General features: G+C 69.3%; 16 protein-coding genes. 10 read left to right on the forward strand and 6 right to left on the reverse strand.

Features of this window, described 5'->3' with window-relative positions:
* Positions 1–61: 61 nt before the first annotated feature.
* The 3 genes from M8859_RS18425 (at position 62) to M8859_RS18435 (ending at position 4,065) form a co-directional block, all read left to right on the forward strand.
* The gene (locus M8859_RS18425) at positions 62–1,879 is read left to right on the forward strand and encodes a putative bifunctional diguanylate cyclase/phosphodiesterase (RefSeq protein ID WP_159929312.1); all 1,818 of its coding nucleotides are present in this window, start codon (positions 62–64) and stop codon (positions 1,877–1,879) included.
* Between the two features lie 104 nt (positions 1,880–1,983).
* Positions 1,984–3,111 carry a glycosyltransferase gene (locus tag M8859_RS18430; RefSeq protein ID WP_195070941.1) on the forward strand — a complete coding sequence of 376 codons (1,128 nt, stop codon included), beginning with the start codon at positions 1,984–1,986 and terminating at the stop codon, positions 3,109–3,111.
* Between the two features lie 63 nt (positions 3,112–3,174).
* Positions 3,175–4,065 (forward strand): SDR family oxidoreductase, encoded by an 891-nt coding sequence (locus tag M8859_RS18435; protein ID WP_159929260.1) that lies wholly within the window; start codon positions 3,175–3,177, stop codon positions 4,063–4,065.
* Here M8859_RS18435 and soxR read toward each other — a convergent pair.
* Positions 4,034–4,522, reverse strand: coding sequence for a redox-sensitive transcriptional activator SoxR (gene soxR / locus M8859_RS18440; protein WP_159929258.1), 489 nt, complete (start codon positions 4,520–4,522; stop codon positions 4,034–4,036). The two genes, M8859_RS18435 and soxR, sit on opposite strands and share 32 nt — an antisense overlap.
* A gap of 137 nt (positions 4,523–4,659) precedes the next feature.
* On the opposite strand from soxR, the gene arcA reads away from it, so the two are divergent.
* On the forward strand, positions 4,660–5,916 hold the full coding sequence (gene arcA / locus M8859_RS18445; protein ID WP_249644602.1) for an arginine deiminase: 1,257 nt from the start codon (positions 4,660–4,662) through the stop codon (positions 5,914–5,916).
* 7 nt (positions 5,917–5,923) lie between these two features.
* Entirely contained in the window at positions 5,924–6,283 is a 360-nt protein-coding gene (locus tag M8859_RS18450) for a GntR family transcriptional regulator (protein WP_159929254.1), read from the forward strand.
* A gap of 7 nt (positions 6,284–6,290) precedes the next feature.
* On the opposite strand, the gene M8859_RS18455 is transcribed toward M8859_RS18450, so the two are convergent.
* Positions 6,291–7,916, reverse strand: coding sequence for a dolichyl-phosphate-mannose--protein mannosyltransferase (locus tag M8859_RS18455; protein WP_195139772.1), 1,626 nt, complete (start codon positions 7,914–7,916; stop codon positions 6,291–6,293).
* Between the two features lie 142 nt (positions 7,917–8,058).
* Here M8859_RS18455 and rsmI point away from each other — a divergent pair, with 142 nt between their 5' ends.
* Positions 8,059–8,937: a 16S rRNA (cytidine(1402)-2'-O)-methyltransferase gene (gene rsmI, locus M8859_RS18460; RefSeq protein WP_159929242.1), complete on the forward strand. Its 879-nt coding sequence runs from the start codon at positions 8,059–8,061 to the stop codon at positions 8,935–8,937.
* An 89-nt stretch (positions 8,938–9,026) separates the two neighbouring features.
* Positions 9,027–9,779, forward strand: coding sequence for an isocitrate lyase/PEP mutase family protein (locus M8859_RS18465; RefSeq protein WP_159929240.1), 753 nt, complete (start codon positions 9,027–9,029; stop codon positions 9,777–9,779).
* A gap of 129 nt (positions 9,780–9,908) precedes the next feature.
* Here M8859_RS18465 and M8859_RS18470 read toward each other — a convergent pair whose 3' ends face one another.
* Together M8859_RS18470 and metG are read right to left on the reverse strand one after the other, a co-directional pair.
* Positions 9,909–10,577, reverse strand: a complete 669-nt coding sequence (locus M8859_RS18470) for a TetR/AcrR family transcriptional regulator (RefSeq protein ID WP_159929238.1) — start codon at positions 10,575–10,577, stop codon at positions 9,909–9,911.
* A gap of 225 nt (positions 10,578–10,802) precedes the next feature.
* Positions 10,803–12,389 carry a methionine--tRNA ligase gene (gene metG / locus M8859_RS18475; protein ID WP_255466280.1) on the reverse strand — a complete coding sequence of 529 codons (1,587 nt, stop codon included), beginning with the start codon at positions 12,387–12,389 and terminating at the stop codon, positions 10,803–10,805.
* A 71-nt stretch (positions 12,390–12,460) separates the two neighbouring features.
* Between metG and M8859_RS18480 the strand changes: the two genes are divergently transcribed.
* From M8859_RS18480 to rsmA, 3 genes are all read left to right on the forward strand, one after another.
* On the forward strand, positions 12,461–13,288 hold the full coding sequence (locus M8859_RS18480) for a TatD family hydrolase (protein ID WP_159929234.1): 828 nt from the start codon (positions 12,461–12,463) through the stop codon (positions 13,286–13,288).
* A 206-nt stretch (positions 13,289–13,494) separates the two neighbouring features.
* Positions 13,495–14,622, forward strand: a complete 1,128-nt coding sequence (locus M8859_RS18485) for a resuscitation-promoting factor (RefSeq protein WP_159929232.1) — start codon at positions 13,495–13,497, stop codon at positions 14,620–14,622.
* Between the two features lie 280 nt (positions 14,623–14,902).
* Positions 14,903–15,784 carry a 16S rRNA (adenine(1518)-N(6)/adenine(1519)-N(6))-dimethyltransferase RsmA gene (rsmA, locus tag M8859_RS18490; protein WP_159929230.1) on the forward strand — a complete coding sequence of 294 codons (882 nt, stop codon included), beginning with the start codon at positions 14,903–14,905 and terminating at the stop codon, positions 15,782–15,784.
* 70 nt (positions 15,785–15,854) lie between these two features.
* Here the strand turns inward: rsmA and M8859_RS18495 are convergent, their stop codons facing one another.
* Together M8859_RS18495 and M8859_RS18500 are read right to left on the reverse strand one after the other, a co-directional pair.
* Positions 15,855–16,061 (reverse strand): heavy-metal-associated domain-containing protein, encoded by a 207-nt coding sequence (locus M8859_RS18495; protein ID WP_249644603.1) that lies wholly within the window; start codon positions 16,059–16,061, stop codon positions 15,855–15,857.
* Positions 16,062–16,149: 88 nt separating this feature from the next.
* A complete protein-coding gene (locus M8859_RS18500) occupies positions 16,150–17,961 on the reverse strand; it encodes an ABC-F family ATP-binding cassette domain-containing protein (protein ID WP_159929226.1) in 1,812 nt (603 codons plus the stop codon).
* Positions 17,962–18,172 lie beyond the last annotated feature (211 nt).

Genomic DNA, 18,172 nt, shown 5'->3' on the forward strand with positions numbered 1-18,172 from the left:
CGGAGACAATGTGCCACGGCGGACACTCGACTCGTTGGTGACCCAGGTCGCCTCTGAGCTGATGGGTGTGGACGCCACGACGATGGTCGCCGCCACCGAACGCGTGCTCGCGCACTTGGTCGAGTACTTCGACGTGGACTTCAGCTACGTGCGCCACACCGACCGTGAACGTCGAGCAACCGTGCTCATCGCGGAGTGGCCGCACCGGCAGCACGTGCCGGATCCGGACCCGCTCGGCGTGATCTACTTCGACGGCGCCGACCCGGTGTTCCGTGCGCTGGAGAACGCGACCGAGCCGATGGTCGCCCGTCCGACCCCGGAGTTCGCCGATTACCAGGAGACCGTCCGCCGGGGGTCCGGCATCGCCGGAGTGACCTCGGCGGCCGTGCCACTGCTGTCGCGGGGCGAGCCGACCGGCGTGCTCGGGTTCGTCAAGTCGGGTGACCGGGAGTGGAGCACCCGCGAACTCAACGTGCTCAAAGCCATCGCGGCGCTCTTCGCGCAATTACAGGCGCGGGTGGTCGCGGAGGAACGTCTCCGATATATCGCGCTGCACGACGACCTGACCGGCCTGGCGAACCGGCGAGCGCTGCTCGAGCACATGGAAGAGCGATTACGTTCCGGTAGCCCCGGCCCGGTGGCGGCCTTCTTCCTCGACCTGGACCGCTTGAAAGCTCTCAACGACTTCCTCGGTCACACCGCCGGGGACAACTTCATCCGCACGTTGTCGACGCGATTGCGGGAGAACCTCGACCCGAACGACATGATCGCCCGACTAGGCGGCGACGAGTTCGTCATCGTGCCCGCCAAACCGATGGACGCGGTGGCCGCCGAATACGAGGCCAACCGGATCCAGCAGTTGATCGCCCGGCGCGTCACCGTCGGCGGCGAGTCCGTCAGCCGGGGAGCCAGCGTCGGAGTGGCGCTGGGCATCCCCGGTGAGACCACTGTCGCCGACGTGCTGCGACGCGCCGATCATGCGCTGTTGTCGGCGAAGTCGGGCGGCGGCAACGGCGTCGCGGTGTTCACCGACACCATGCGCGCCCAGTTCGAACTCCAGGACGACGTGGAGCTCAACCTCCGCGGCGCGGTGTCGGACGGCTCGCTGCTGCTGCACTATCAGCCCGAGGTGGACCTGCGCACGGGTCGCATCGTCGCGCTGGAGGCGCTGGTCCGCTGGCTGCACCCGACCAGGGGGCTGCTGCCGCCCGCCGCGTTCGTCACCGTCGCCGAAGCCACCAACCTGGCCGGTGAGCTCGGACGCTGGGTCATCCGGTCGGCGTGCGCGCAGTTCGCCGAATGGCGCAGGCGGGGTATGGCCGGCAACGTGGTGATGCGGATCAACGTGTCGCCGGTGCAGTTGGTCAGCCTCGATTTCGTCGAGCGCATCGAGGACATCCTTCGCCTGTTCGGCATCGACGGCAGCTCTGTGTGCCTGGAGATCACCGAGCACGTCGTGGTCCAGGATCTGGCCCGCACGCAGGTCACCCTGCGCGGATTGAAGCGGATGGGCGTGCAGATCGCCATCGACGACTTCGGTACCGGCTACAGCTCGCTGTCGCATCTGAAGGCGCTGCCGGTGGACGCGGTGAAGATCGATCGGGGGTTCGTGCAGCGGCTCGGCGCCAGCACCGACGATCTGGCCATCGTGAAGTCCATCATCGGCTTGGCCGGCTCGTTCGGGCTGGGCGTCGTCGGAGAGGGCGTCGAGACGGCGGTCGCCGCGCGGACGCTGGTCGGCCTCGGCTGCTACCGCGCGCAGGGCTTCCTGATCGCGCGGCCGATGCCCGCCGAGCAGGTCGAGGAGCATCTCGTGGCAGGCCGGATCCCGCTCGATCTGGATCTGCCCCGCGCCGGGCGCGGCTTGCCCGCGCACTGAGATCACGGCCGCATCCGCCGGTGGGCGGCTGGTTGTCCTTTTCTTTCACGGCCGTTCACCTACCGTTGGTCGCCGGTAACCCGATCCGCTGCAACATCGGCCACGTGCGCATAGTTCAGCTTGCGAACTTCTACGGTCCGCGTTCGGGTGGGCTGCGCACGGCGCTGCACCACCTCGGCGAGGGCTATGTCTCCGCAGGCCACGACGTGGTGCTGATCGTGCCGGGTCCGCGCCGATCGGAGGAGATCCTGCCCACGGGGGTCGTGCGGATCACGCTGCCCGCGCTGGCCATTCCGTGGACCGGGGGCTACCGTGCCGCGGATCCCCGCCGGGTGGCCGACGTCCTGGACGGATTGCGGCCCGACGTGCTCGAGGTGTCCGACCGGCTGACACTGCGCGGCTTCGGTCGCTGGGCGCGGCGTCGCGACGTGACCGGCGTGATGATCTCGCACGAGCGGCTCGACCGGCTGCTGGGGCAGGTGCTGCCCGGCCCGGTGGCGCGCCGGTGCGCCGACGTAGCCAACCGGCGCACCGCCACCGACTACGACATGGTGGTGTGCACCACCCGGTTCGCGCGCGAGGAGTTCCAGCGCATCGGCGCGGCGAACGTCGAATTGGTCCCGCTCGGTGTCGACCTCGAGCTGTTCCGCCCGGACCGGCGTGATCGCGGGCTGCGGGCCGATCTCGGCGTGCCCGGTCATCCGCTGCTGGTGCACTGCGGCCGGTTGTCGGTCGAGAAGCGGGTGGATCGCAGCATCGAGGCGGTCGGCGCGTTGCGCGACGCCGGGATCGAGGCGCGGTTGGTCGTCGCGGGGGACGGGCCGCGCCGGGACGCGCTGCAACGGCGGGCTCGCGCGCTGGCTCCGCTGCCCGGCGGGGTGCCCGCCGTGCACTTCACCGGTTTCATCTCCGACCGCGAGATGGTCGCCAAACTGCTTGCCACCGCGGACGTCTCGCTGGCGCCGGGCCCGCACGAGACCTTCGGACTCGCCGCTCTGGAAGCGCTAGCGGCAGGCACACCCGTGGTGGCCAGCCGATCCTCGGCGCTGGCCGACATCGTGACCACCGACTGCGGCGCGGTGGCCGCCGATCATCCGTCCGCTTTCGCGCAGGCGGTCAGCGACGTGCTGGCCATGCCGCAGGCCGGTCGGCGCCGAGCCGCACGCAGCCGCGCCGAGCAGTTCACCTGGCCGCGCGCCGTCGCGGGCATGCTCGCGGTGCTCGGGCGGTAACGGCGTTGCGGTCGGAGACCGTCGCCTGGACTACCCTGCGGGAAACCGATTCGGCGATTCGAGATGGGATGCGCAGTGCTGGGTAGAAGTCGCGGGCGAGCGGGTCGAACGACGGTGCGCGAGGGGAAGGTTCTGGTCACCGGTGCCGCCAGCGGCATAGGCCGGGCCACCGCCATGGCCGCCGCGGCGGACGGCGCCGAACTGGTGCTCACCGACATCGATGCCGAAGGCCTGGACGCCACGGTGACCGACATCCGCGCCGCGGGCGGCCGCGTCGCCCTGGCGGAAGCGCTGGATATCACCGACTACGACGCGGTGCGCGCCTTCGCCGATCGGGTGCACGCCGAACTCGGCAGCCTGGACGTCGTCATGAACATCGCGGGCACGTCGGTCTGGGGGACGGTGGAGAACCTGGAGCACAAGCACTGGCGGCGCATGGTGGAGGTCAATCTCATGGGCCCGATCCACGTCATCGAGACCTTCGTGCCGCCGATGGTGCGCGCGGGCAAGGGTGGCGCGCTGGTGAACGTGTCCTCCGCGGCGGGTCTGCTCGCCTTGCCGTGGCACGCGGCATACAGCGCGGGCAAATACGGCATTCGTGGCGTGTCGGAGGTCCTGCGCTTCGATCTGGCGCAACACGGCATCACGGTGCACCTGGTGGCGCCGGGCGCGGTGAACACGCCGCTGGTACGCAGCGTCGAGCTGGTCGGGGTGGACAAGGAGGACCCGAAGATCAAGCGGCTCACCGCGGCCTTCGCCGAGCACGCGGTGCCGCCGGAGAAGGTGGCGACGGCGATCCTGCGCGGGATCGAACGCAACCGGTTCCTGGTCTACAGCTCGTTCGACATCCGATTCGGTTACTGGTGGGCGCGCAAATTCGCCTTCCCCTACGAGTTCGTGATGCGCCGCACCAGCGCGCGGTTCAGCAGGCTGCTGGCTTCGACGGGCAGTTGAGATGCACGTCGAGCACGCGCGCGCCGGGTCCCTCGGCGCCGAGCCGGTCGTGCTCGTTGACCAGGCGGCAGGTGCCCAGCGACAGGCAGCCGCAGCCGATGCAACCGGTGAGGCTGTCGCGCAGGCGGATCAGCTGGGTGATCCGGTCATCGAGGTCGGCGCGCCACGCGGTCGACAGCGTCTCCCAGTCGCGCCGGGTCGGAGTGCGCCCCTCGGGTAGCTGATCGAGGGCTGCCCGGATCTCGCTCAGCGGTATGCCGACGCGCTGGGAGATGCGGATGAACGCCACGCGGCGCAGGGTCTCGCGGGCGTATCTGCGCTGGTTCCCGCTGGTGCGTCTACTCGTGATCAGTCCTTCCCGTTCGTAGAAGTGCAACGCGGAGACCGCCACTCCACTACGCTCGGAAAGCTGCCCCGGGGTCAGCTCTTTCGCCCGCCAATCGGCTGCTGTCGACATGCACGCTCCTCCCTACTCACCTCAACAATACTTCAGGTTAGGGTGTCGGGGACCGGATTCGGGGGATCGCGGACCGGTCGGCATTCGAAGCCGAGGAATTCCGTGCTCTCCGGGCCGCGGCGCACTACGGTCTGATCATGGGAGCAGATGCTGTGTCCGCGCGGGAGGGTGCGCGTTTTGCCGTGACGTCCGAAGTCGGCGCGCTGCGTACGGTGCTGCTGCACCGTCCCGGCAGCGAGCTGCGCAGGCTCACCCCGCGCAACAACGATCAGCTGCTGTTCGACGGCATCCCGTGGGTGGAGCGCGCCCAGCAGGAGCACGACACCTTCGCCGAGGTGCTGCGCGGGCGCGGCACCGAGGTGCTGTTGTTGTCCGACCTGCTCGCCGAAACGCTCGCGGTCAGCGGCGCGGCCCGCGTCCAGGGCATTTCCGCCGCGGTCGACGCGCGCAGGCTCGGGCACGCCCTGGCCGACGAGCTGGCCGCATTCCTGCGCGGCGTGCCCGCCGCGGAACTGGCCGAGATCCTCATGGCGGGCATGACATTCGACGAATTGCCGTTCGGGCCCGACGCCACCTCGCTGGTCCGCCGCATGCACCACGGCGGCGACTTCGTCATCGACCCGCTGCCCAATCTGCTGTTCACCAGGGACTCGTCGTTCTGGGTCGGTCCGCGTGTCGCGATCACCTCGCTCGCGCTGCCCGCCCGCAGCAGGGAGACCTCGCTGACCGACCTCATCTACGCCTTCCATCCCCGTTTCCTCGGGGTGCGCCGCGCCTACGAATCGCATACCGCGCCGATCGAGGGCGGTGACGTGCTGCTGCTGTCGGAGGGCGTGGTGGCGGTGGGCGTCGGCGAGCGCACCTCGCCCGCGGGCGCGGAAGCGTTGGCGCGCAGCCTGTTCGACGACGACCTGGCCCACACCGTACTGGTGCTGCCGATCGCGCAGACGCGCGCGACCATGCACCTGGACACGGTGTGCACCATGGTCGACGCCGACGCCGTCGTGATGTACCCCGCGGTGCGTGAGTCGCTGTGCGCTTTCACGATTCGCAAGGAGGACGACTACGGCGGCCGGCTCGGCAGCGGCCGGGTCAGCATGCGCGGGCCCGACCCGTTCCTGCCCGCGGCCGCCGAGGCGATGGGCATCGACAAGCTGCGGGTGATCGACACCGGCCTGGACGGGGTCACCGCCGAACGCGAGCAGTGGGACGACGGCAACAACACCCTTGCGCTGGCTCCCGGCGTGGTGGTCGCCTACGAGCGCAACGAGATGACCAACGCCAGACTCGAGGACGCCGGGATCGAGGTGCTGCGCATTCCCGGGTCCGAATTGGGCTCCGGCCGCGGCGGACCTCGTTGCCTGTCCTGCCCGCTGTCCCGAGACGACGTGTGAGCCCGCCATGTTCACCATCACGGTCTCCCACGAATCGCCGGTGCCGCCCTACGAGCAGTTGCGCCTCGGCGTCATCGCCCAGGTGCGTTCCGGCGAGCTGACCGCCGGAACCAAGATCCCGACCGTCCGCGCCCTTGCCGCCCAACTCGGCTTGGCCCCGAACACGGTCGCGCGGGCCTACCGTGAGCTGGAGGCCGACGGAGTGGTCGAAACGCGGGGCAGGCAGGGGTCCTTCATCGCGTCGTCCGGTGACCCGACCAGGGACGTAGCGGGCCGCGCGGCCACCGCATACGTCGCGACGGTGCGCAGGCTGGGATTGGACGACGCCGCCGCGCTGCGATACGTGCGAGCGGCCCTCGAAGGCTGACCACGCCTCACCTCCAGCTGGGCAGCCAGAGGTGGTCGTGCCAGTTGCCCGGGGTGATCGGCAGGGCGGTGAGAATCGGCCAGAGCCAGATGAAGTTGGCGATCACCAGACCCAGGTAGAGACAGACCGCGAGCAGTCCGAGACTGCGTCGTTCGTTCGGTGGGGCGGGCAGGTAGGTCCCGGCGGGGCTGCGCGGAATGGTGGAGGGGCGCGCCGGGCCCAGCACGTCGCCGAGCGCGAGCGCCACGCCCATCACCAGGAACGGGGCCATCGGGACGGCGTAGAAGTAATACATCTGCCGGTCGAGGGTGGCGAACCAGGGCAGCAGCGCGGCGCCGTAGCCGACCAGCACCGCGCCGTAGCGCCAGTCGCGGCGGACCACGGTGCGCCACAGCATCCAGGCCAGTACCGGACCCGCGACCCACCAGATGGCCGGCGTCCCGATCAGCATCACGGCCTTCACGCACTGGGTCTGCCCGCAACCGGTGACCCCGCTGTCGGCGTAGTAGTACAACATCGGGCGCAGGCCCATGGGCCAGGTCCAGGGTTTGGATTCCCAGGGGTGATGGTTGCCCGCCGAATTGGTGAGCTCGGTGTGGAATTCCAGCGACCTGGCGTTGAAGTACCAGAGCGAGCGCAGCGCGTCCGGCGCCACATGTGACCAGAATCCGCCGGTACCGATCGGGTCGGTCGGCGCCGACGGATTGCCCGGCATGTGCCGGTACACGCCGGTCTCGCTCGCGAACCAGGCCCAATAGCTCGCCAGGTAGACGCCGAGCGGCACGAGCACCAGTGCGTAGAGCGCGGGCCCGATATCGCGCAGCGCCACGCCGAGCCAGGGGCGGCGCACCCCGTACGTCCGCCGCGCCGAGAGGTCGAAGTAGACGCTCATCAGGCCGAAGGCCGCGATGAAATAGATGCCGGACCATTTGGTTCCGCAGGCCAGGCCGAGCAGCACGCCCGCGCCGAAACGCCACCAGCGCACCCCGAGGCGGGGTCCGGAGTCCGTCACGCCGATCCGGCCCTTGATGTCCGCGCGCGCGAGCCGGGCGCGCATCTCGTCGCGGTCGACGATCAGGCAGCCGAAGGCGGCGGTGACGAACAGCGCCATGAAGATGTCGAGCATGCCGATACGCGAGGAGACGAAGGTGAGCCCGTCGGCGATCAGCAGGATGCCCGCGATCGCGCCGATCAGGGTGGAGCGCGCCATCCGGCGCACGATCCGGATCACCAGCAGCACCAGCACGGTTCCGGCGAGAGCGGCGGTGAAGCGCCAGCCCCAGCCGTTGTAGCCGAACATCGCCTCGCCGACCGCGATGAGTTGCTTGCCGACCGGGGGATGCACCACCAGCCCGTAGCCGGGGTTGTCCTCCACCCAGCCGCCGGTGAGCATCTGCCAGGCCTGCGGGGCGTAGTGCTTCTCGTCGAACACCGGTGTGCCCGCGTCGGTCGGGTAGTTGAGCATCGTGAAGCGCGTGACCGCGGCGATCGCGGTGAGGAACGCCGTCACCAGCCAGCCGCGCAGGCGATCGGCCGGGCCGAAGTCGGGCGGCGGCCGCAGCGGTCCCGGACTCGACCAGGAGGGCACGGTTCCGAACCGTGCGGTCGCGCGCTGGTCGGTCACCTGGGTCACGCCCCGATCGTATGCTGTCGCGCCACGGTGGTAATTCAGGCCGTACCAGTTGGGTGCGTCCGGCTCACCGTCGAATCCGCCTGAGTTGTGGAGTTCCCCGGTGTGCCGGTCGGTTCCCGTGGCCGGGCCGATACGCTGCTCGATGGATGTGCTCGACGTGGACAGGAGTGTGGTGACGCAGGTGGCAGGGGGCAGGCTCGTGCTGGCGGCGACACCGATGGGCGACGTCGGGGATGCCTCGCAGCGCCTGCGCGATGCCCTGTCCACAGCGGACGTGGTGGCCGCCGAGGACACGCGGCGGACCAGGTCGCTGGCCAAGGCGCTCGGCGTGGAGCTGTCGGGCCGGGTGGTCAGCTTCTACGATCACGTCGAGACCGCGCGGATCCCGATGCTGCTCGACGAGATCGCGGGCGGGCGCACGGTGCTGCTGGTGACCGACGCGGGCATGCCGTCGGTGAGCGACCCGGGCTACCGCATGGTGGCGGCGTGCGTCGAGCGCGACTTGGCGGTGACCTGCCTGCCCGGCCCTTCGGCGGTGACCACGGCCCTGGCGCTGTCGGCGTTGCCGGTGGAACGGTTCTGCTTCGACGGATTCCCGCCGCGCAAATCCGGCCAGCGCCGGGAGTGGTTGCGGACCTTGATCGCCGAACCGCGCGCCTGCGTCTTCTTCGAGGCGCCACATCGGCTCGCCGACTGCCTGGCCGACGCGGTGGAGGTCCTCGGCCCGGACCGCCGCGCCGCCGTGTGCCGGGAACTGACCAAGACCTACGAGGAAGTGGTTCGCGGCACCCTGGCCGAACTGGCCGCTTGGGCCGTCGAGGGCGCGCGTGGCGAGATCACGGTGGTCCTCGCCGGCGGTGAGCCCGCCTCCGCCGACCCCTCGGACCTGGTCGGGGACGTCGAAACCCTCACCGCGACCGGCCTGCGCCTCAAGGATGCCTGCGCCGAGGTCGCCGCCGCACACGCCGTCTCCCGCCGCGAACTCTACGATGCGGTTCTCACCGCGCGCCGCACGTCCTAGCCGGTACGCGCCGCGCGTCGACCGGGTGTGAAATTTCGCTCCGCCGTGGGTGGTCGACCAAGGGTGCGGCGGCGGGCAAGATCGTCGGTATGACATCTCTGGAGAGCAAGGCCACGACGTTTCTCGGGTTGCACGTGCCCGGGGATCCGGGAGTCTTCCCGACGGTGTGGGATGCCTGGTCCGCGAAAGTGGCTGTGGAGGCGGGTTTTCCGGCCTTGACGGTCGGTAGTCATCCGCTCGCCGAATCGATCGGCCGCGGGGACGGGGAAGGGATGACGTTCGAAGAGTCCCTGGCCCGGGTAGGCCAGATCACGGCGGCGGTGGACGTACCGGTGTCGGTCGACATCGAGTCGGGATACGGACTGGAACCCGCGCGGCTGATCGAGGGCTTGCTCGAGGCGGGGGCGATCGGACTGAACATCGAGGACACCGTGCACAGCGAGGGCAGGCGCCTGCGCGCGGCGCAGGAACACGCCGACCTCGTGCGCGGATTGCGCGAGTCCGCCGACAAAGCGGGCGTGCACGTGGTGGTCAACGCGCGCACCGATCTGTTCCTGCGCAAGGACGGCGACGACGCCGATCGGGTCGACCGCGCGATCGAGCGCTTGCGGCTGGCCGCCGAGGCTGGCGCGGACGTGTTGTTTCCGGTGGGCCGCCACGCCGAGGCCGACCTGCGCCGCCTGACCGCCGAACTGCCGCTGCCGGTCAGCGCCACGGTCCAGCCGGATCAAGCCGACAAGGCGGCCCTCGCCGACCAGGGCGTCGCGCGGATCACTTTCGGCCCTTACTTGCAGGCCGCGCTGACCAGGGAGGTCAATACCCTCCTCGATCGCTGGAAGTGAGACCGGGGACGGGCTCGTCCTTGTGGCAGGTCCGCGACCGGAGGCCGAGCCCACCGGTACGGCGGTGAGCTCGGCCTCGCACGGTGGACCGAGTCGTTCGTGTGCGGGCGGTGAACCGGCCGGCGGTGTTCAGGAGGGAACGGGCAGCCCTAGCGCGCTCATGACGAACTGAACGAACAGCGGCGCCAGATCCGGCACCCGAGCCGGCCCTTCGGCGACGATCACGCGGCGCGTCCGCTCGCCGATCGCGTCCGGGATCAGGGCGATCAGTCCGTCGGACAGTTCCGGAAGCGTCGGGTCCGCCGCGCGGGCCTGGTCGTAGAACACCCGATACAGCTGCGCGAAGCGGTCGACGGCCAGGTCGCGGTAGCCGACGGCGGCCTGGTTCACCTTGAACGACTCCACCAGCACCAGCCGGGCGAAATCCGGCTCGGTGGCGACGGTCTGGCAGAAGGTGACCACGATGGACTCGATCTTGGCGTAGGCGTCGGCGTCCGGCGGCAGTTGGGCCAGTTCGTCCGCGATCCGAGTCGCCATGATGTCGACCCCGGTGTGCACCGCTTCGGCGAAGCACTCCTCTTTGTTGGCGAAATGGTCGTAGAAGGTGGTGCGCGAGACGCGGGCTCGGGCCACGATGTCGGTGAGTGTGGTCGCCGGGTAGCCCTTGTTGTCCACGGACTCCACCATGGCCTCGACCAGCCTGCCGCGTTGCGACGTGAGCACGGCTTCGCGTGCCACCCGATGCCGCTCGGCGAATCCGGACCGCTGAACGGATGTCGCCGCGTGGTGCTGGCCCATGTGTGCCCTCTCTGTGCCGGAACCGATCCCGAACGGAACGTCGTCGTACCGATCGCACACGGTTCTGGGCCGTCGCAGGGGGCCGCGAACCGGTGTTTCATTATCCGACAACGCATTACACGGCGGGAAGGCAGGTGGACCCACCCGTGGGCAGGCCTTCGGGTGACACCGCGAAACCGTTGTGCGCCTTATGGTTCCGGCCCACCGGCGGGCGGGCCGGAACAGTCAGTCCTTCGGTTCGATGTACTTCGGGAACACCGGTTCGGGTGCGGGCAACGCCACACCGGGCTCGATCGGCGTCGCGATATCGGCGAACGTCCGGCTCTGTTGACCCAGCTGGTCGAGGATGCGCTCCGCCGACCCCGGTATCACCGGCTGCACCAGGATCGCGACCACGCGCAGCACCTCCAGCGTTACGTACAGCACGGTGGCCTCGCGCGCGAGATCATCCGGCGTGCCGGACTTCGCCAGCGCCCAGGGCGCCTGCGCGGAGAAGTACCTGTTCGTCTCGCCCAGCGTCAGCCAGATCGCCTCCAGCGCCAGATGCATCTGCTGCGCGTCGAATTCGGCGCGGCAGCGCTCCAGCAGACCACCCGCCAGATCGAGCAGGGCGCGGTCGTCCTCGGTGAACTCGCCGGGAGTGGGCACCACGCCGCCGCAGTCGCGCGCGACCAGCTTGGTGCTGCGCTGCACGAGGTTGCCGAACTCGTTGGCCAGATCGCTGTTGATCCGGCTCACGATGGCCTCGTGGCTGTAGCTGCCGTCCTGGCCGTAGGAGATCTCGCGCAGCAAGAAGAAGCGCACCGCGTCCAAGCCGTAGTTCTCGACCAGTTCCAGCGGGTCGACCACGTTGCCGACCGACTTGGACATCTTCTCGCCCTTGTTGTACAGGAACCCGTGCACGAACACGCGTTTCGGCAGCTCCACACCCGCCGACAGCAGGAACGCGGGCCAGTACACCGTGTGGAACCGCGTGATGTCCTTGCCGATGATGTGCACGTCGGCGGGCCAGAACTTGCCGAACGCGGCGGAATCGGTATCCGGGAAGCCGACGCCGGTGATGTAGTTGGTCAGCGCGTCCACCCACACGTACATGACGTGATCCGGGTGGCCAGGCACCGGCACGCCCCAATCGAAGGTGGTACGCGAGATGGACAGGTCCTTCAGACCCGCCTTGACGTAGCTGACGATCTCGTTGCGCCGGGTCGCGGGCCCGATGAATTCCGGGTGCTCCTCGTAGAGCGCCAGCAGCTTGTCCTGGTAGGCCGACAGCCGGAAGAAGTAGTTCGACTCCTCGGTCCAGGTGACCGGCGTCTTGGATTCGGTGGAGATGCGGGTGCCGTCCTCGAGCACCGTGGTCTCCTCGTCGGTGTAGAACGCCTCGTCCCGCACCGAGTACCACCCCGAGTAGTTGCCCAGGTAGATGTCGCCACTGGCCAGCATCCGCTCCCAGATGGCGGCGCAGGCCTCCCGGTGATCGGCATCGGTGGTGCGGATGAACCGATCGAAGGAGATGTCGAGCGTCTTGTCCAGCGCCTCGAACACATCGGAGTTGCGGGCCGCGAGCTCTTCCACCGGGATGCCCTCGGCGGCCGCGGCCTGCTGCATCTTCTGGCCGTGCTCGTCGGTGCCGGTCATGAAGAACACGTCGTAGCCGTCGAGGCGCTTGAAACGGGCGATGGCGTCGGCGGAGATGTACTCGTACGCATGCCCGATATGCGGCGCGCCGTTGGGATAGGCGATGGCCGTGGTGATGTAGAAGGCGGGGCGGTCAGCTTCGCTCATGGTGTGTCTACTGTAATGCGCGTGCATTCTTCCGCTCGCGTGAATATGCCCGTCGCCGATTCGCGGGTCCTCGTGTCCGCGCCGCGCGGGGACCGCTGATGAGCGCCGGACGTCCCGCGCCGGAGTTGCCCGAGCCGCTGTCGCCGATCGTGGACGCGCACACCCACCTGGACGCCTGCGGCGCGACCGACGCGGCCTCCACCGCGGCGATCGTGGACCGCGCCGCTTCGGTCGGGGTCGGCCGGGTGGTCACCGTTGCCGACGACTTGGCCGCCGCGCGGTGGGCGGTGCGGGCCGCGCACTGGGACGAGCGCGTGTTCGCCGCCGTCGCGCTGCACCCGACCAGGGCGAACGCGCTCGACGACGACGCGAAGGCCGAACTCGAGCGCTTGGCCGAGGATCCGAGGGTGGTCGCCGTCGGCGAGACCGGCCTCGATTACTACTGGCCGGGCAAGCTGGACGGCTGTGCCGACATCGAGACGCAGATCGAGGGTTTCCGCTGGCACATCGACCTGGCCAAGCGGGTCCGCAAGCCGCTCATGATCCACAATCGCGAGGCCGACCACGACCTGCTGACCGTACTGCTGGACGAGGGCGCGCCCGACAGCGTGATCTTCCACTGTTTCTCCTCGGACACGAACATGGCGCTGTCGTGCGTGGCCGAGGGGTACATCCTCAGTTTCTCCGGGACGGTGAGTTTCAAGAACGCGCACGAGTTGCGGGAAGCGGCCAAGGTCGTGCCCGACGATCAGATCCTGGTCGAGACGGATGCGCCGTATCTGACCCCGCACCCGTTCCGTGGAGCGCCGAACGAGCCGTACTGCCTGCCGTACACCGTGCGAGCGCTGGCCGAGTTGCGCGAGCAGGATCCACTGGAACTGGCGAAGATCACCACCGCCAACGCCCGTCGCGTCTACCGCATCTGAGCGAGGCGCCGGAGGCGCGCGTATCCGCAAGGGCACTGTCGAATGCCCGCACGGGGGCTAGGTATGCGAAATGTGTCCTAAGTCACTTTTGGTATGTCGTTTCGTGATTTACCTGCGCTGTCGATATTTGATCGTGATATTGAAAAGGCGCTGTTCCTGAGCTTGCTGTTGTCGGCGCCCGACCCTCTCGTTATCGTGCTGTGACCATGTCCCCCTTCACGCGGATCAACCAGTCGCGTTCGCCGCTGCTGCACATCGCGGTCGGCGCGTTGCTGCTGACGTTGATCGTCGGCGCCGGTCTCGCGATCATGAATCGCAAGACGGTCACCGTCGTGGTGGACGGCGAGAAGCTGTTCCAGACCACGATGTCGCCGGACGTGCGTGGCGTACTGAAGGCCGCGGGTTTCGCCGTGACGGAGCGGGACAAGGTGGCCCCCGCCCTGGCCGCGCGCATCGCCGACGGCGCCACCATCACGCTCAACCGCGCGCGCGAAGTCGCTCTGTCCGTGGACGGGATGACGCAGAAGGTGTGGACCACCGGGGTGACCGCGGGTGAAGCGCTCGAGCAGTTGAAGATCCCGAAAGAGGTGTACGTCTCACCCGCGCGCGACGAGCGGCTCCCGCTGCAGGGCGCCGCGCTGTTGATCGCGACTCCGCGCATGGTCTCGCTGCTCGACGGCCTCGGCAATCCCGTGGACGTGCGCGCCGCGGCGCCGACCGTCGGCGAATTCCTGAAGGTGACGGGCATCCCGCTGATCGAGCAGGACTCCGTCGAACCGGACGCGTCCACCCCGTTGACGAACAATCTGCGCATCACCGTGACGCGCAAGCGGGTCGAACAGCACACCGAGACGCTGCCGCTGGATCCGCCGGAGAACGTCATCGAGGACCCGACCCTGAACATGAGCCGCACGGTGGTGGAATCACCCGGCTCGCCCGGCGTCCAGAACGTCACGTTCGCGGTCACCATGGTCAACGGTCAGGAAGTGGACCGTAAACCGGTCGCCACGACGGTGACCGTCGCGGCGGAGCCGAAGACCGTCCGGAAGGGCGCCAAGCCGGGCACCGAGGTGCCGCCGGTGCGCGACGGCGCGATCTGGGACGCGCTCGCGCGTTGTGAATCGACCGGCAACTGGTCGATCAACACCGGCAACGGTTACTACGGCGGCGTGCAGTTCGATCAGGGCACCTGGGAGCGGCAGGGCGGCCTGCGCTATGCCCCCCGCGCCGACCTGGCCACCAGGGAAGAGCAGATCGCCATCGCCGAGATCACCAGGCAGCGGCAGGGCTGGGGCGCTTGGCCCGCGTGCACCGGCCGGCTCGGCATCAACTGACGCGGGACCTGGGGCCCCCGGGCATCGCGTGCGGAGCAGACCGGCGAGCGTGAATCGGCGCGCTGACCGGGTGCGGTACACGACCGGCTCGTCGTCGAAGTCGCCGACTCCGTCGCGCCGAACGTATCGATGAAACGGCTCCCGGCCTCCGGCGGCTGTGGTCGGTACCCATCGATTCTCGCCGGGCGCGGCGCTGCTCGGAGGTCGGCATGAGTCCGGTGTCCACCTGGCGGGGGAGACATCGCGGCCCGGCCGATCCCGCGGTTGATAGATTCTCGAGGTGTCCGAACCTGAAATCTCCGCTCGTGGGAGCGCTGCGCTGCTCGGGCCCGCCGAGGTGCGGGTGCTGGCCGAACGGTTCGGGGTGCGGCCGACCAAGCAACTCGGACAGAATTTCGTGCACGACGCGAACACGGTGCGACGGATCGTCGCGGCCGCCGGAGTGGGGCGCGGGGATGTCGTGCTGGAGGTCGGGCCCGGTCTCGGGTCACTGACCCTCGCGCTGCTGGACGTGGTGGACTCGGTGGTCGCGGTCGAGATCGATCCGGTACTAGCGCGGCACCTTCCGGTGACCGTCGCCGACCGCGCCCCCGAGTTGGCGCAGCGCCTGTCGGTGGTCGAGGCGGACGCGTTGCGCGTCGCCGCCGCGGATCTGCCCGCCGCCCCGACCGCGCTGGTGGCCAATCTCCCGTACAACGTGGCGGTGCCGGTGCTGCTGCATCTGCTCGGCGAGTTGCCCGGTATCGCGGTCGCTCTGGTGATGGTGCAGGCCGAAGTGGCCGATCGCCTGGCCGCCGAACCCGGCAGCCGCACCTACGGTGTGCCCAGTGTGAAAGCGGGCTTCTATGGGACTGTCCGGCGCGCGGGTGCGGTCGGCACTCAGGTGTTCTGGCCGGTTCCGCGCGTCGAGTCGGGGCTGGTCCGGGTCGATCGCTTCGCGGAGTCGCCGTGGCCGATGGACGCCGAGCACCGCCGACGTGTCTTCGCGGTCGTCGACGCGGCGTTCGCGCAGCGCCGCAAGACCCTGCGCGCGGCCCTCGCCACGTGGGCGGGCTCACCCGCCGAAGCCGAGCGCCGCCTGCTCGCGGCGGGCATCGCTCCCACCGCCCGCGGCGAGACCCTCGATACGGCCGCCTTCGTCCGCTTGGCCGCTCAGGCATAGCCCTTCGCTTACGGCAGTGGCTCCCCGCATGTTCATGTGCGGGGAGCCACGCGGGTGTGCGAAGACCGGGTCAGACGGCGACTTCGTAGCCGGCCTCGTCGACGGCGGCGACGATGTCGGCGGTGGCGATCGGCGCGGTGCTGTCGACGCGGACCGCGCCGCTGGCGAGGTCGACGTCGACGCTGGTCACGCCGTCGATCTTGCCGATCTCGGTCTTGACGGAGCTGACGCAGTGCCCGCAGGTCATCCCCGTGACGGTGTAAGTGGTGATGGGCATGTCCGACTCCTTCACATCCTGTTCAATACGGGCGGGGGGTATCTCCAATACGAAAGATACCCCCTAAGGGTATACGGCGCAAGGCGGCTCACACGCCGTCGGCCAGCTCCAGCCAGCGCTCCTCGGCCGTTTCCTTCTCCGCGAGCACCTGCTTCAACTCCGCGCCCAGCGTAACCAGCTTGTCCGGATCGGTGGCCGCGTCGGCGAGCGCGGCGTGCAAACGCTGCTCGCGATCGGACAACTTGTCGATGGCGCGCTCCAGGCGGGTCAGCTCCTTACGGGCCGCGCGGTAGGTCGCGGAATCGGTGGCCGAAGCATCGGCGGGTTTGGCCTCCGGCGCGCCGGCGCGGGTCCGGTTTTCGGTGAGGGACGCGCGCCTGGTGAGATATTCCTCGATGCCGCCGGGCAGGTTCGTGAGTTTGCCGTCGCCGAACAGAGCCCACGTCGAGTCGCAGATCCGCTCGATGAGGTACCGGTCGTGACTGATCACGACCAGTGTCCCCGCCCAGTTGTCGAGCAGGTCCTCCAGTTGCTGGAGGGTGTCGATGTCCAGGTCGTTGGTCGGCTCGTCGAGCAGCAGCACGTTCGGCTGGGACATGAGGATGCGGGTGAGCTGCAGGCGCCTGCGCTCGCCACCGGACAGGTCGCCGACCGGCGTGCGCTGGCGGGCGGGCGTGAAGCCGAGCCGCTCGGCCAGCTGCCCCGCCGAGATCTCCTTGTCGCCCAGCATGATCCGCTGCGCCACCTGCTGCACCGCCTCCAGTACGCGCAGGTCGGTCGGCAGATCGTCGAGCTCCTGGCGTAGCCAGCCGATCTGGACGGTCTGGCCTTGGACGCGCTTGCCCGAGGCCAGTATCGAGCCGTTCGCGCCGGTGTCTCCGGCCAGGGCGCGCAGCAGCGTCGTCTTGCCCGAACCATTGACGCCCACCAAGCCGACACGCTCGCCCGGCGCCAGCCGCCAGGTCAGGTCCCGCACGAGTTCGCGGCCGTCCGGCGTGGTGAGCGTGGCGTCCTCGAGTTCGACGACGACGCGGCCGAGGCGCTTGCGGGCGAAGGCGGCCAGCGAGACGCTGTCGCGCGGCGGCGGCACGTCGGCGATCAAGGCTTCCGCGGCTTCGACCCGGTAGCGCGGCTTGGAGGTGCGCGCCTGAGGGCCACGCCGCAGCCAGGCCAGCTCCTTGCGGGCAAGATTGCGCCGCCGGGCCTCCGACGCGTCCGCCTGGCGGGCGCGCTCGGCGCGCGCGAAGATCCAGTCGCCGTAGCCGCCCTCGTAGCTTTCGACCTTGCCGCCGACCACTTCCCAGGTGTTGGTGGCGACGGTGTCGAGGAACCAGCGGTCGTGGGTCACCACGACCAGCGCGCTGCGGCGGCTCAGCAGATGCGCGGCCAGCCACTGCACGCCCTCCACGTCGAGGTGGTTGGTGGGCTCGTCCAGCACCAGCAGGTCGAGTTCACGCACCAGCGCGGCGGCGAGCGCGACCCGGCGGCGTTCACCGCCGGAGAGATTGTCCACCGACGAGTCCAAGCCGAGATCGGCGATGCCGATGCCCTCCATCACCGAGCGGATGCGCGAGTCGGCGGCCCATTCGTGTTCGGCGACCTCGTCGGTCATGGCGTCGTCGGCCAAGCCTGCCAGCACCACCGAACCGACCGTCGCGCCCGCGGGCAGCACGCCACGCTGGGTCACCACGGCCATGCGCAGGCCGCCGAGCCTACTGACCCGGCCGCTGTCCGGTTCCTCGATGCCGGTGAGCACCTCGAGCAGGGTGGTCTTGCCGCCGCCGTTGAGGCCGACGACACCGATCCGCTCGCCCGCGTGCACGCCGAGCGAAACGTTGTCCAGCAGCGGCTTGATCCCGAAGCTCTTGTGGACCTGTTCGAGATTGATCAGGTTGGACATGGATCCTTCCGTGTCTTGCGGGGGCAACCCGATGATCGCCCCGGGCCAGCGTACCGACCGCGTCCGACCGCTCGTACTCCCGCCGAGCAGCGGGGACGCTTGCATGACGAACGGTGTTCGTTTAAGTTGATCTCCCGAACGAACATTGTTCGTTCAGGACACCGATCCGGCGCTCCCCAGAAGTACAGCCGCAGAGTGGGACGCCCGCCTC

The organism is Nocardia sputi (assembly GCF_023501985.1).

Bases quoted from the DNA above. Each gene is read 5' to 3' on its own strand.
- M8859_RS18425 (WP_159929312.1), top strand. From the start codon at position 62: ATGGGTGTGGACGCCACGACGATGGTCGCCGCCACCGAACGCGTGCTC.
- M8859_RS18435 (WP_159929260.1), top strand. From the start codon at position 3,175: ATGGGATGCGCAGTGCTGGGTAGAAGTCGCGGGCGAGCGGGTCGAACG.
- soxR (WP_159929258.1), bottom strand. From the start codon at position 4,522: ATGTCGACAGCAGCCGATTGGCGGGCGAAAGAGCTGACCCCGGGGCAG.
- arcA (WP_249644602.1), top strand. From the start codon at position 4,660: ATGGGAGCAGATGCTGTGTCCGCGCGGGAGGGTGCGCGTTTTGCCGTG.
- M8859_RS18450 (WP_159929254.1), top strand. From the start codon at position 5,924: ATGTTCACCATCACGGTCTCCCACGAATCGCCGGTGCCGCCCTACGAG.
- rsmI (WP_159929242.1), top strand. From the start codon at position 8,059: ATGGATGTGCTCGACGTGGACAGGAGTGTGGTGACGCAGGTGGCAGGG.
- M8859_RS18465 (WP_159929240.1), top strand. From the start codon at position 9,027: ATGACATCTCTGGAGAGCAAGGCCACGACGTTTCTCGGGTTGCACGTG.
- M8859_RS18470 (WP_159929238.1), bottom strand. From the start codon at position 10,577: ATGGGCCAGCACCACGCGGCGACATCCGTTCAGCGGTCCGGATTCGCC.
- metG (WP_255466280.1), bottom strand. From the start codon at position 12,389: ATGCACGCGCATTACAGTAGACACACCATGAGCGAAGCTGACCGCCCC.
- M8859_RS18480 (WP_159929234.1), top strand. From the start codon at position 12,461: ATGAGCGCCGGACGTCCCGCGCCGGAGTTGCCCGAGCCGCTGTCGCCG.
- M8859_RS18485 (WP_159929232.1), top strand. From the start codon at position 13,495: ATGTCCCCCTTCACGCGGATCAACCAGTCGCGTTCGCCGCTGCTGCAC.
- M8859_RS18495 (WP_249644603.1), bottom strand. From the start codon at position 16,061: ATGCCCATCACCACTTACACCGTCACGGGGATGACCTGCGGGCACTGC.
- M8859_RS18500 (WP_159929226.1), bottom strand. From the start codon at position 17,961: ATGTCCAACCTGATCAATCTCGAACAGGTCCACAAGAGCTTCGGGATC.